General features: G+C 74.9%; 10 protein-coding genes. 6 read left to right on the top strand and 4 right to left on the bottom strand.

Annotated features, from left to right (window positions below):
* The first annotated feature begins 244 nt into the window (after positions 1-244).
* From ACIQ9P_RS02065 to ACIQ9P_RS02055, 3 genes are all read left to right on the top strand, one after another.
* Positions 245-838, top strand: coding sequence for an SAV_6107 family HEPN domain-containing protein (locus ACIQ9P_RS02065; protein ID WP_402348186.1), 594 nt, complete (start codon positions 245-247; stop codon positions 836-838).
* A 97-nt stretch (positions 839-935) separates the two neighbouring features.
* Complete coding sequence (locus tag ACIQ9P_RS02060) at positions 936-1,688, top strand: methyltransferase domain-containing protein (protein ID WP_402348183.1); 753 nt, start codon at positions 936-938, stop codon at positions 1,686-1,688.
* Between the two features lie 408 nt (positions 1,689-2,096).
* On the top strand, positions 2,097-2,489 hold the full coding sequence (locus ACIQ9P_RS02055; RefSeq protein ID WP_402348180.1) for a DUF3040 domain-containing protein: 393 nt from the start codon (positions 2,097-2,099) through the stop codon (positions 2,487-2,489).
* 88 nt (positions 2,490-2,577) lie between these two features.
* Here ACIQ9P_RS02055 and ACIQ9P_RS02050 read toward each other — a convergent pair whose 3' ends face one another.
* The 4 genes from ACIQ9P_RS02050 to ACIQ9P_RS02035 form a co-directional block, all read right to left on the bottom strand.
* A complete protein-coding gene (locus ACIQ9P_RS02050) occupies positions 2,578-5,043 on the bottom strand; it encodes a DUF3488 and DUF4129 domain-containing transglutaminase family protein (protein WP_402348177.1) in 2,466 nt (821 codons plus the stop codon).
* Entirely contained in the window at positions 5,040-6,362 is a 1,323-nt protein-coding gene (locus tag ACIQ9P_RS02045; protein ID WP_402348175.1) for a DUF58 domain-containing protein, read from the bottom strand. Before ACIQ9P_RS02045 ends, ACIQ9P_RS02050 begins: the two co-directional genes overlap by 4 nt.
* A gap of 1 nt (position 6,363) precedes the next feature.
* Positions 6,364-7,335: an AAA family ATPase gene (locus tag ACIQ9P_RS02040; RefSeq protein WP_402349821.1), complete on the bottom strand. Its 972-nt coding sequence runs from the start codon at positions 7,333-7,335 to the stop codon at positions 6,364-6,366.
* A 383-nt stretch (positions 7,336-7,718) separates the two neighbouring features.
* Positions 7,719-8,258: a beta-class carbonic anhydrase gene (locus ACIQ9P_RS02035; RefSeq protein ID WP_402348172.1), complete on the bottom strand. Its 540-nt coding sequence runs from the start codon at positions 8,256-8,258 to the stop codon at positions 7,719-7,721.
* 508 nt (positions 8,259-8,766) lie between these two features.
* Between ACIQ9P_RS02035 and rsmH the strand changes: the two genes are divergently transcribed.
* The 3 genes from rsmH to ACIQ9P_RS02020 all read left to right on the top strand — a co-directional run bounded on the left by rsmH (position 8,767) and on the right by ACIQ9P_RS02020 (position 12,764).
* Positions 8,767-9,741 carry a 16S rRNA (cytosine(1402)-N(4))-methyltransferase RsmH gene (gene rsmH / locus ACIQ9P_RS02030; protein ID WP_402348169.1) on the top strand — a complete coding sequence of 325 codons (975 nt, stop codon included), beginning with the start codon at positions 8,767-8,769 and terminating at the stop codon, positions 9,739-9,741.
* A gap of 72 nt (positions 9,742-9,813) precedes the next feature.
* Positions 9,814-10,371, top strand: coding sequence for a cell division protein FtsL (locus ACIQ9P_RS02025; protein ID WP_402348166.1), 558 nt, complete (start codon positions 9,814-9,816; stop codon positions 10,369-10,371).
* On the top strand, positions 10,368-12,764 hold the full coding sequence (locus ACIQ9P_RS02020; protein WP_402348163.1) for a penicillin-binding transpeptidase domain-containing protein: 2,397 nt from the start codon (positions 10,368-10,370) through the stop codon (positions 12,762-12,764). Before ACIQ9P_RS02025 ends, ACIQ9P_RS02020 begins: the two co-directional genes overlap by 4 nt.
* The last annotated feature ends 2 nt before the right edge of the window (positions 12,765-12,766 follow it).

The raw sequence follows: 12,766 nt of genomic DNA, 5'->3' as shown, positions 1-12,766 counted from the left end.
GAGCCGGTCGGAGACCGCGCACCGCCGGCACGGGGCGGCGGTGCGGGTCAGGGGGGACCGGCACCTCCGGGGGACCGGGAGTTCCGAAGCGCCGTCCGTGGGGGACGGCGCTTCGGTGACCGGCGGGGGCGGCCGGGCCGCCCCCGGGGACGGACTCCCGGCGGGCCGGATTGTCAGTGGTGCCGTTCACGATGGAGGAGCACGGACCACCCGGTCCGCGCGCTGCCTCGGAACGGGGGAGACCATGACCATCAGTCACCCTGAGCACGTCACCGCCCGCCTCCACTCCGCCGCCTACCGACCGGGGGCCGCGCAGCGGTCCTCCGCCCACCGTCCCGCCGCCGGTACCGGTGCCGATCCGGTGCTCAGCCGTCTCGCCGCCCCGCCCGCCGCCCTCGACCTGCTGGCCGAGGCCCACCGCACCCTCGACCGCGCCCGCTCCCTGGCCGACCCGCTGGAGCGGTACGCCGCCGCACACCTCGCGGCGCTGCGCACGGTGGCCGCGGTGCTCGCCGCGCGCGGCCGTCCGGAGAAGAGCGAACGCCGCCGGCGCGCGATCCGCAGCGCCTGGGAGGTCCTGCCCGAGGTGGCGCCCGAGCTCGCCGAGTGGGCGCCCTACTTCGCCGCGGGCGCGCGGCGCAGGGCGGCCGCCGAGGCGGGCATCAGGGGTGCGGCCTCGGCCCGTGACGCCGACGACCTGATCCGCAACTCCGCCCTGTTCCTCCGGCTGGTCGAGCGTCTGCTCGGCCTGCGGGCCGCCCCACCCGCCCCGCGGCTGCCGCTGGAGGGCGCGGACGGGGTGGGCGGCCAGGGCGCCGACACCCGGGAGGGCGACTGATCGGGGCGGGTCCGACCGGGGCGGGGGAGGGGGGAGGGGGAGCGGTCGGTCTAAGGTTGGAGCCGACCTGAACCTGCACGTGCCAAGGAGCCTCGCCTTGTACCCGACGCGTCCCCGCAGCGCCCTGCGTACCGCCGTGGTGTGGGAGGTGGTGCGGGCCGCCCTGGAGAAGCGGGTGGCCGAGCTGGACCAGCCGGTGCTCGACGTGGTCGACACCGGTGGCGGCACCGGCAACTTCGCCGTGCCGGTGGCCCGGCTGGGCCACCGCGTCACCGTGGTCGACCCGAGCCCGGACGCGCTGTTCGCCCTGGAGCGGCGGGCCGCCGAGGCCGGAGTGACCGATCTGGTCCGCGCCGTCCAGGGTGACACCCAGACGCTCCCCGAGCTGGTCCCGCCCGGCACCGTCGACGCGGTGCTCTGCCACGGCGTGCTGGAGGTCGTGGACGACCCGGCGGAGGCGCTCGGCAGCCTGGCCGGCACCCTGCGCCGGGGCGGCTTCGTCAGCCTGCTGGCCGCCAACCGCAACGGTGCGGTGCTGGCCCGGGCGCTCGGCGGCCATTTCGCCGAGGCCCGCGCGGTGCTGGGCGCCGACGACGGCCGCTGGGGCGAGCACGACCCGATGCCGCGCCGCTTCACCGGCGAGGAGCTGGACCGGCTGGCGGTCGGCGCCGGCCTGCGGGTCGAGTCGGTGCACGGCGTCCGGGTCTTCGCCGACCTGGTCCCGGGCGTCCTGGTGGACACCGAGCCCGGCGCGATGGAGGCGCTGCTCAAGCTGGAGGAGGCCGCGGCCGGGCAGCCGGCCTTCCACGCCGTGGCGACCCAGCTCCACCTGCTGGCCACCCTGGGCTGACCGGTCGGACCACCGCCGTTCGCCGGTCGGCCCCGCACCGTTCGCCGACGGAGCGACGGTGCTTTCCCCGCCCGTCCCCCCACCTTCTCCTCGGGATCTCCCCAGGTCCGGACCGATTCCATCGGATCGGGCACTAGTCCGGCCCCCGCCGCGTTGAGTGTGGTGCGGCGAGGAGCCGCCGAAGTGGCCGGGCCCACGCGTGGTCGACCACTCCGTCGCAAGCCCGTGGACCGTATGATCTGGGTAAAGCCGGAAAGCATGACCGCCGGATGCTCGGGGCATATGGACGACACGGGCCCGGGCCCCCGCACAGGCGTCCGACCGCGTGTTCTGAAGGCTGATTGGACTTGCCACCCCGACCGGGGCGGCGGACCGGTCGCACCCGCGACCGACGAGTAGGAGGACTCCGTGCCGCTCTCGGAGCACGAGCAGCGACTGCTCGACCAGATGGAGCGAGCGCTCTACGCCGAAGATCCCAAATTCGCTACGGCGCTAGAGGGAACCGGTCTGCGCACCTACACCCGTCGACGGGTCTACGTGGCCGTCGGCGGCTTCGTGGTCGGTATCGGCCTGCTGATGGGCGGCATGGTCGTACCCAACCAGATCTGGGTCAGCGTGGTCGGTTTCCTGGTGATGCTCGGGTGCGCCGTCTTCGCCGTCACGGGCTGGCGCCGCGGTCCCGCCGGGCAGGCGCAGCAGCCCGGTCCGGCCGCCGTGCCGCGCCGCAAGGCCGGGATGATGGACCGGGTCGAGCAGCGCTGGCAGCGTCGGCGCGACGAGCAGACCGGTGGCGGATTCTGAGACCTGAGGTCCGTACCGCCGCCGGTACGGACGCACCGAGGGCGGGCAGTCGATCGACTGCCCGCCCTCGGTGCGTCCGGGCCCGGGGTCAGGACTCCTTGCCGCCGCGGGCCCCGTCGCCGCCGCCCCGGCCGGGGCGGCGGGCGGCCAGCCGGCGGACCGGCCCGGTGACCGCGCCGACCGTCCGGGCGGCCCGGCCACCGACCGCCAGCCGGGCGGTCAGCAGGGCCTCCGAGATCCGCCACCGCAGCTGGGCGGAGGAGGCCGGCAGCACCAGGGCCCGGATCCGGCCGCGCCGTCCGGCGTGCGCCCGCAGGCCGTCCCGGGCGGTCCTGACATCGGCCGCGAGCGGTTCCTCGACCTCGGCGGAACGGGCGTAGAGCACTCGCTCGGTGGCCAGCGCCACCCGGCCGGCGGCCGCGGTGGCGCCTTCGTCCAGCTCGGCCGCCTCGGAGATCCGACGGGCGGCGGCGCGCGGGGTGCGCGAGTCGTCCGGCGGGATGCCGAGGTCCCAGGCGGAGTCGACCAGCTCGTCCCAGGCGGCCAGCACCTGGGCGTCGGTGAGCCGGATCGGCCCCGGTCCGCCGGGGCGCCGCCGCCCGCCCGCGCCCAGCCGGCGCCGGCGCAGCCGGGCCCGCCAGACCATCGGGGTGAGCAGTAGCAGGAGCACCAGCGCGGCCGCGGCCAGCCCGGCCAGGACCTTTCCGGAGAGCAGCAGGGACTCCGCGCCGGTGTCACCGGCGCTCTCGCGCCGGTCGCCGCATTCGCCGGTCCGGCGCAGCTTCGCGTCGCAGTCCGCGTTGGCGGACGGCAGCTGGACCGGCGCGCTGGCCTGCGGCTCGACGGTCGGCCGGGTGGTCGGCTGGGTGGCCGGGGCGGAGACCGGGTCCGAGTAGTCGGGCTGCACGCCGCGGGTCGGGGTGGGTTCGAACCGGAGCCAGCCGTAGCCCTCGAAGTACAGCTCGGGCCAGGCGTGGTACATCGCGTCGGTGACCGCGTAGACGTTGTTGCCCTTGGTGTTGCCGGGGGTGAAGCCCAGCGCGACCCGGGCCGGGACGCCCAGGATGCGGGCCATGACGGCCATGGTGGACGCGAAGTGCACGCAGAAGCCGCGGCGGCGCTCCAGGAAGTCCTTCATCGCGTCGCTGCCGCTGTCGGTCCGGGTGGTGGCGTCGTAGGTGAACTCGGGGCCGGTGAACCAGTCGCGCAGGGCGACCGCCTTGTCGTACCCGGTCCTCGCCTGGCCGGTGACCCGCAGGGCGGTGTCCCGGACCACCGGCGGCAGGTCGCGCGGCACCGCCAGGTACTGGTCGCGGATCCGCTCGGGCGCGGTCGGCACGGTGCGCAGCACGGTCGCGGTCGGCCGGACGTCCAGCGCGTTGACCGTGTAGTTGAGGCCCTTGATCGCCTTCTCCCGGGCGGGCAGGAGGCTGGAGGTGGCCGGGTCGAGCTGCCAGGCGGAGTTGTCGCGCAGGGTGACGCCCACCGGGGGGTAGGGCATCGGCAGCCAGGCGTCGTCCAGCTGGGGGCCGATCCGGACCTCGGCCTTCAGCTGCCCGGCCAGGTCGACGGCGGCCAGCCCCTCGGGGGAGGGGAAGACACCGGTGAACGGCACCGTGGCGGTCGAGCCGCGCCGCCAGCTGCTGCCGTCGAAGACGTCCAGCGAGCCGGTGCGCAGATAGGTGGAGTCGGCGGCCGGGCTGTCGGACTTGTAGCTGAACAGTTCGACGTTGCGCGGCTTGGGGATCGCGCCGGTCAGGGTGACCAGCGGGTCCAGGCTGCTGACCGCGCCGCCGCGGCCGCCGGTGCCGTTGCCGGCGGTGCTGTGCACCAGCCCGGAGTCCCAGCGCGGCAGGAAGACCGGCAGCAGCAGGGCGAACGCCAGCGCCAGGACGCCGACCTGACGGCCGCTGCGGCCGAGCGCGCCGGGGCTCGCGCCCTCGCCGTCCCGGTCGGAGCCGCGGAAGATCCGGCCCCAGCGGGAGACCCGGTCCTGGCCCTCCGCGAAGAGCAGCACCAGGTAGCCGGCGGCGGCGGTGGCGAACCAGAGCCAGTTGCCGTCGTCCCCGGCCAGGCCGTTGCCGATCGAGTAGAGCGCGAGCAGCGGCAGCCCGGCCAGGGCCGAGCGCCGGTAGGTGACCGCGACGGCGTCCACCACGACGGCGACCAGGCCGACCGAGCCGACCAGGATGAGCCGCAGCCCGGGGCTGGGCGGGGCGGGGATGGCGTAGTCACGGACGTCGTGCAGCCCCTGGGTGAGGGTCCGGCCGAGCAGCCGGACCGACTCGGGGCCGGGCACCAGGCCGCCGAAGACCGCGGCCGAGGAGGCGAAGCCGATCAGCAGCAGGACGAACAGCGCCAGCACCTGGCCGGCCGGGACGGTCCACCGGTAGAACGGCGTGCGCCGCAGCCCGGCGCCGACCGCCGCGACGACCGCGACCACCAGGAAGGCGTGGGTGATCCAGCCCTTGGTGGTCAGCAGCGGGGTGAGGCAGAGCGCGGCCAGGGCGGTGGCCAGCGCCGAGTACACGGTCAGTTTGGCCCGGGTGGTCACGCGCCGGCCTCTTCTCGGTAGGGGGCGGACGACTCGGGCCGGTCGGCGGCGCGCCAGAGGTCGGGGAGGGAGTCGCCGGCGCGGACGGTCAGCACCGTCCAGCCGGCCTCGCGCAGCCGGCGGGCCCGGTCGCGGAACTCCTCGCCGCCGGTGTCGGGGGCGAGCATGCGCAGGCCCGCCCAGGTGCCGGTGTCGAGGAGGAGGACGACGGCGCCGCCGGTGCGGCCGCGGAGCCGGGCGAGCCGGGCGGTCTGCTCCTCGTCGAGTTCGCCGAGGACGGCGACCAGCAGGCCCTCGCCGCCGGCCCGCAGCGGCTCCTCGGCGCGGGAGAGTCCGGCCCCGTCGGAGAGGTCGACCACGGCGAGCGCGTCCAGGATCACCCCGGAGGTGTCGGCGGCGGTGTGGCCGTTGTCGCCCTCGACGCCGGGGACGGCGTGGCCGGTGTCGGTGAGCAGCCGGGTCTGGTAGCCGCGTTCCAGCAGGTGCACCGAGACCGAGGCGGCGCAGGCGACGGCCCACTCGAAGGAGGAGGCCGGGCCGCTGCCCCGGTGGCCGGTCTCACGGGTGTCCAGCAGCACGGTGGCGCGGGCGCGGCGGGGCTGCTCCTCGCGCCGGACCATCAGTTCGCCGTAGCGGGCGGTGGACTTCCAGTGCACTCGGCGCAGGTCGTCGCCGGCCCGGTACTCGCGCAGGATGACGTCGTCGTCGCCGGCCAGCGCGAGCGAGCGGGTACGGCTCTCGCCCTGCCCGGCCCATTCGCCGGTGAGCCGCACGTGCGGCAGCGGCAGCACCTGCGGGACGACGGTGAGCACGTCGGAGGCGGCGAACGAGCGGTTCAGCTCGCACATCCCGAACGGGTCGGACAGCCGCAGCTGGAGCGGGCCGAGCGGGTAGCGGCCGCGCAGGTCGGAGCGGACCCGGTAGGAGACCTCGCGGTGGCCGCGCGGTTCGACCCGGTCCAGCACGAACCGGGGCCGGGGCCCGAGCACGTACGGGACCTTGTCCTCCAGCAGCAGCAGGCCGGTGGGCACCCGGGAGACGTTGTCCACCCGCAGGTGCACCCGGGCCTCCTGGCCGGCCACCGACCGGTGCGGGCTGAGCCGGCGGCCGCTGGCGACCCGGTAGCGGGTGTTGGCCAGCAGCAGCGCGGCGGCCAGCGGCAGCGCGGAGAGCAGGACCCCGACCCGCAGCAGTGCGTCCTGGCCGAGCAGGTAGGAGCAGACCACCGCGGTCAGTCCGGCGGCGAGGAAGGAACGCCCCCGGGTGGTGAGGCCGCGCAGGCCGGCCCGCAGGCCCGACGGTTCGCCGGACGGTCCCACCTCAGCCCCTCCGGACGGCCGGGCCGCCCTGCGGACGCGGCAGCGGGAGGCGGGAGACCAGGTCGGTGACGATCTGCTCGGAGGTGCGGCGGCTGAGCTGCGTCTCGGCGGTCGGCATCAGGCGGTGGGCGAGCACCGGTACGGCCAGCCGCTGGAGGTCGTCCGGGGTGACGTAGTCGCGGCCGTCCAGGGCGGCGGCGGCGCGGGCGGCCCGGACCAGGTGCAGGGTGGCCCGGGGGGAGGCGCCGAGGCGCAGCTCGTGGCTGTTGCGGGTGGCGGCGACCAGGTCGACGGCGTAGCGCCGGACCGGGTCGGCGACGTGCACGGTGCGGACCAGGTCGATCAGCTTGAGGATGTCGGAGGCGTGGGCGACCGGCTGGAGGTCGTCCAGCGGGCTGGCGCCGGCGTGCACGTCGAGCATGGCGAACTCGGCCTCGGCGCTGGGGTAGCCCATCGAGATCCGGGCCATGAAGCGGTCCCGCTGGGCCTCCGGGAGGGGGTAGGTGCCCTCCATCTCGACCGGGTTCTGGGTGGCGACGACCATGAACGGCGAGGGCAGCTGGTAGCTGGTGCCGTCGATGGTGACCTGGCGCTCCTCCATCGACTCCAGCAGCGCGGACTGGGTCTTCGGCGAGGCGCGGTTGATCTCGTCGCCGACCACGATCTGGGCGAAGATCGCGCCGGGGCGGAACTCGAAGTCACGCTGCTGCTGGTCGAAGATGTTGGTGCCGGTGACGTCCGAGGGCAGCAGGTCCGGGGTGAACTGGATCCGCCGCACGGTGCAGTCGACCGAGCGGGCGAGCGCCTTGGCCAGCATGGTCTTGCCGACGCCGGGCACGTCCTCCAGCAGCAGGTGGCCCTCGGCGAGCAGGACGGTCAGGGCGATCCGGACGGCCTCCGGCTTGCCCTCGATCACGCTCTCGATGTTGCCCCTGATCCGGTCGACGACGGCGGCGAGTTCCGGCAGACCGATCGGGCGGTGTTCCGCCGCCTCCCGGTCGCCTCCCGCACGACCGTTGAGACCGGCCTGATCGCTGTAGCTCGTCACCCGTACGCTCCCTGGCACACCAATGACCGGCTCCGTCCGAGTCCGGCCCCCCACCCCATGCTGGACGCGGCGTCTCCGGTCGCGGTTCCGTGTGCGGGAGCCGGTGCCGGGGTACGGCCTGCGGCAGGCCGCCCCTGGTGGTTCGGGGTCAGACCGGCAGGCGCATTCTCCCCCGCGCGGCGGAGGAAGTCACCCTGTTGCCGTCCGCCCGCCTCCGGGGTGGAGCCGTTCGCCCGCCCGACGGGCTCCGGGCGGGGGTGTCCGGCGGCCCGGACGCCGTTGGCCGGGCCGGTCGGGCGGGCCGGGGATCAGTCGATCTCGCGCAGCAGACCGGTGTGGACGTCGAACACGAAGCCGCGGACATCGTCGGTGTGCGGCAGGAACGGGGAGGTGCGGACCCGCTGCATGGACTGCCGGACGTCGCCGTCGAGGTCCACGAAAGCCTCGACCGCCCACTGCGGGCGCTGGCCGACCTCCAGTTCCAGCTCGCGCCGGAAGTCCTCGGTGAGCCCGAGCAGGCCGCAGCCGGTGTGGTGGATCAGCGCGACCGAGCGGGTGCCGAGGGCGCGCTGGCTGATGGTGAGGGAGCGGATGGTGTCGTCCGTGACCACGCCGCCCGCGTTGCGGATGACGTGGGCGTCGCCGAGATCGAGGCCGAGCGCGGCGAACAGGTCGAGGCGGGCGTCCATGCAGGCCACCACGGCGATCTTCTGCACCGGGCGGGCGTCCATGCCGCCGTCCCGGAAGGTCACCGCGTAGTCGCGGTTGGAGGCGACGAAGCGGTCGATGATGGCCGGGGCGGAATCGGCAGCGGCGGACGGCGTGGGCCGGTCGGGGGTCACTGTCATGGTGAAGACGTTAGTGCGATTTACCCGGTCGTGGTGGGGCCGATTGCTACAGAGCGGGCGCTTGTGACCGAGCGCATATCCACAACGCGCCTCCTCCGGGGCGCCCGCCGTCCCTCCGGACCCGCGGGGGCGGCTGGCATGTGCCACGAGCACCCTCGCGACCTGCGGTGATCCGTACCGCCGCCCGGGTGGTGCGCCGGAGCGGACCATTGACTGGAGGGGCGCGCGCGATAGAGTTGCGGCGCAGTGGAGCACACCCGCGGAGGCCCGTCAACCGGGCCTTTCCGGCCGTGCGCGACCGACGCGGCCCGCGGCCTCCACCCGCTCCCCGTACCACCTGGCGCACCTTCCCCGGTGCCGGGCGGGCACGGCCCTTCCCCAGGAGCGGGCGGGGACCACGGGCCGCGCGGCCCGGCCCGTGCGAAGGCTCCGCCTCCCGGTGGGACAGAATGGTCGGGGCTCCCCGGACGTCGGGCGGCTCCCGCACCGAGGAAGGGCGCCACAGCGCATGACCACCAACGATCCGGGTCCCAAGCACGTCCCGGTGATGCTTCAGCGGTGCGTGGACGCGCTGGCCCCGGCGATCTCCCGACCCGGTGCGGTGGTGGTGGACGCCACGCTCGGCCTCGGCGGACACAGCGAGGCGCTGCTCACCCGGTTCCCGGACGTCCGGCTGGTCGCGGTGGACCGCGACCCGGCCGCGCTCGAGCTCTCCGGCGAGCGGCTGGCCCGCTTCGGCGACCGGGCCACCCTGGTGCACGCGGTCTACGACGAGATCCCCGAGGTGCTGGACCGGCTGGACATCCCGCGGGCCGACGGCATCCTGTTCGACCTCGGCGTCTCCTCGATGCAGCTGGACGAGGCCGACCGGGGCTTCGCGTACTCCCAGGACGCGCCGCTGGACATGCGGATGGACCAGACCCGGGGGATCAGCGCGGCCGAGGTGCTCAACACCTACAGCCACGGCCAGCTGGCCCGGATCCTCAAGCTCTACGGCGAGGAGCGGTTCGCCGGGAAGATCGCCTCGGTCATCCTCCGGGAGCGCGAGAAGGAACCGTTCACCAACAGCGCGCGTCTGGTCGATCTGGTGCGCAACGCCATCCCGGCCGCCACCCGCCGCACCGGGGGGAACCCGGCCAAGCGGACCTTCCAGGCACTGCGGATCGAGGTCAACGGCGAGCTGGAGGTCCTGGACCGGGCGATCCCCGGGGCACTGGACGCGCTGGCGCTCGGCGGCCGGATCGTCGTCATGTCCTACCAGTCGCTGGAGGACCGCCTGGTCAAGCAGTACCTCGCGGCGGGCGCGACCACCACCGCGCCGCCCGGGCTCCCGTTCGTCCCCGAGGAGCACCAGCCCTGGCTGAAGCTGATCACCCGCGGTGCCGAGCAGGCCACCGAGGAGGAGATCGAGGAGAACCGGCGTGCCGCGCCCGTGCGGCTGCGGGTGGCGGAGAGGATCAGGGACCGAAGCACCCGGGGCTGACCGGAACCGGGGCGGTCCGAAGGGCGGAGGAAGGCAGTGGGGCCGGTGGCCGGAGGCGGGGCGGGGAGCCGGGTGCTCCCCGGGCAGAGCGGCAGGGCGCGGATCACCGTGCGTCCGGGCCGGGCGGTACGGGGGCGGACGCCGTTCGCGGTGCTGGTGGTGCTGCTGCTCGGGGCGGGGCTGCTCGGGCTGCTCGCCCTGAACACCGCGCTGAACGAGGGCTCCTTCGAGCTGTCGCGGCTGAACCGGCAGACCACCGCGCTGACCGACGAGCAGCAGGGGCTCCAGCACCAGATCGACCAGAACTCCGCGCCGGACGCGCTGGCGCGCCGGGCCGTCGAGCTGGGCATGGTGCCGGCCGGCGGAATGGCCTTCCTCGACCTGCCGAACGGCGGCGCGGTGGTCGGCACGCCCAAGCCGGCCCAGGACAGCCCACCGGTGAAACGGTCCACCGTGGAACCGTGGCCCGGGAAGCAGCCCGCGCCGGGCGCCCAGCCCCCCGCCCCACCCACCGCCCAGCCCTCCCCGGGGGCGCCGGCCGCCACCGCGGCGCCGTCGACCGCGCCGGGTCCCGGCGGCGACGTCACCGTGCAGGTCAACCCCGGCCCGGCCGGGGGTGGCGCCCGATGAGCACGCCCCGTCAGCCCCCCGGCGGCGGTGCCGGCGGCCGCCGCACCGTCAAGGGCGCCGCGCCGCGCCCGGGCGCCCCGCGCGGACAGTCCGGTGCCAAGCCACCGGCCGCCGGGCGGGCCCGCGGCTCCGAGTCGCAGCCTCCCAAGGTCCAGCCCGCGAAGCCGCGTCCGCCCAGGTCGGCCCAGCCCAAGGCCCAGCAGCCCAAGGCCCAGCCGCCCAGGCCGCAGGCCCCCAGGTCGGCGGCCGCCGGGTCGCAGCAGCCCGGACTGTCGGCCGCCAAGGGCCGCGCCGCACGGGCGCAGTCCCCGAAGGACCAGCCCGCCAGGAGCCGCCAGCCCCGCCCGCAGTCGGCCGAGGGCCGCGCGGCGCGCGGCGGGCAGCCGACCGCCACGACGCTCCGCCCCGCCGTGCGCGGGGTGCGACCCCCGCGGCAGCGCCGCGCCGAGGGGCGCCCGCCGGCCGGTGCGCCCCCGCGCCGCCGGCCCCCGCAGCGCCGTCCGGCGTCCCGGGGGATCCGGCTGGCCGATCCGCGCCGCCGGCTGCGGGTGATCACCGTCGTGCTGTCGGTGGTGTTCTCGGTCTTCGCCGGACGGCTGGTCCAGCTCCAACTGCTGGACTCGGACGCGCTGGCCTCCGACGCCAACACCAACCGCTACCTGAACATCCCGATCACCGCCGAGCGCGGCTCGATAACGTCCTCCGACGGCGTCGCGCTGGCCACCACCGTGGACGCCTACGACATCACCGCCGACCCGGCGATGTTCACCTCCGCCGCGACCGGCCTCCCCGACGCCCCCGAGCAGGCCGCCGCCCTGCTGGCGCCGATCCTCGGCGTGCCCAAGGAGAAGCTCGCCACCGACCTGCGCACCCCGAAGACCCGCTACAAGCGGCTCGCCGCCCAGCAGACCCCGGACGTCAAGAACCAGATCACCGACCTCAAGTCCAGCCTGGAGAAGCAGGCCGGCTCGCGGGCCTGCCAGGCCCAGAAGCGGCTGCTGAACAAGCCCGTCGACGAGGGCGGCCGGACCAGGGTCGACAACGAGTGCGTCAACCCGCTGGCCGGCGTCTTCAACCGGGACACCCAGAAGCGGGTCTACCCCTCCGACGGGCTGGCCGCGAACCTGGTGGGCTTCGTCAACGCCGAGGGCGAGGGCGCGGGCGGGCTGGAGCAGCAGTACCAGAAGCAACTGGCCGGGAAGGAGGGCCACAGCAGCTACGCCCAGGCCGGCGGTCGGCTGGTGCCGACCGCCGGGGGTTCGCTGGACCCGGCCGTGCCCGGCACCGACCTGCGGCTGACCGTCAACCGGGACATCCAGTGGGCCGCCCAGCGGGCCATCACCGACCAGGTCGCCAACGCCGGGGCGGAGAAGGGCTACGTCGTTGTCCAGGACGTCAGGACCGGCCAGGTGCTGGCGATGGCGACCTCGCCCGGCTTCAACCCCAACGACCTGAGCAACGCCAAGCCCTCCCAGCTCGGCAACACGGCCCTGCAGGACGTCTACGAGCCCGGCTCCACCGCCAAGCTGATGACCATGGCCGCGGTGCTGGACACCGGCAAGGCCACCTGGGACACCAAGGTCACCGTGCCGTACCCGCTGGTCCGCGGCGATGTCGCGTTCAAGGACGACGAGAAGCACGACACCTGGTACCTCACGCTGGCGGGCGTGCTGGCCAAGTCCTCCAACATCGGCACGATCGAGGCCGCCCAGACTCTGGGCGCGACCCAGCCGGAGGCCAACAAGGTGCTCTACGACTACCTGCGCAGGTTCGGCGTCGGCGAGCACACCGGCCTCGGGTTCCCCGGTGAGACCCCCGGAATCCTGGACAAGCCGGAGGACTGGAAGGCATCGAAGCAGTACACCATCCCGTTCGGCCAGGGGCTTTCCCTCAACGCGCTCCAGGCCACCTCGGTCTACTCCACCATCGCGAACGGCGGCGTCAGGGTGGCGCCGAGCATCGTTCAGGGCACCACCGCACCGGACGGCCGGTACACCCCGGCCGCGCCCGGCGCGCAGTCCCGGGTGGTGAGCGAGCAGACCGCGAAGACCCTCACCGAAATGCTGGAGTCGGTGGTCTCCGACGAGCAGGGCACCGGCGGCAGGGCCGCCATCCCGGGCTACCGGGTCGCCGGCAAGACCGGCACCGCCAACCGGGTGGACCCGAAGACCGGCGGGTACCGCGGGTACACCGCCTCCTTCATCGGTTTCGCGCCTGCCGAAGCCCCTCGGGTCACCGTCTCCTGCACCATCCAGGACCCGGTCAACGGCCACTTCGGCGGCCAGCTGTGCGGCCCGGTGTTCAAGCAGGTGATGGAGTTCACCCTCAAGACCCTCCAGGTCCCGCCGAGCGGGAGCGAGGCGCCCAACCTGCCCGTCGAGTGGAAGCCGTGATC

Origin of the sequence: Kitasatospora sp. NPDC094019 (assembly GCF_044764505.1) — a bacterium.
Classification (GTDB): domain Bacteria; phylum Actinomycetota; class Actinomycetes; order Streptomycetales; family Streptomycetaceae; genus Kitasatospora.
The sequence above is the reverse complement of the archived record's forward strand: the minus strand, read 5'-3'. Positions and strand labels throughout refer to the sequence as shown.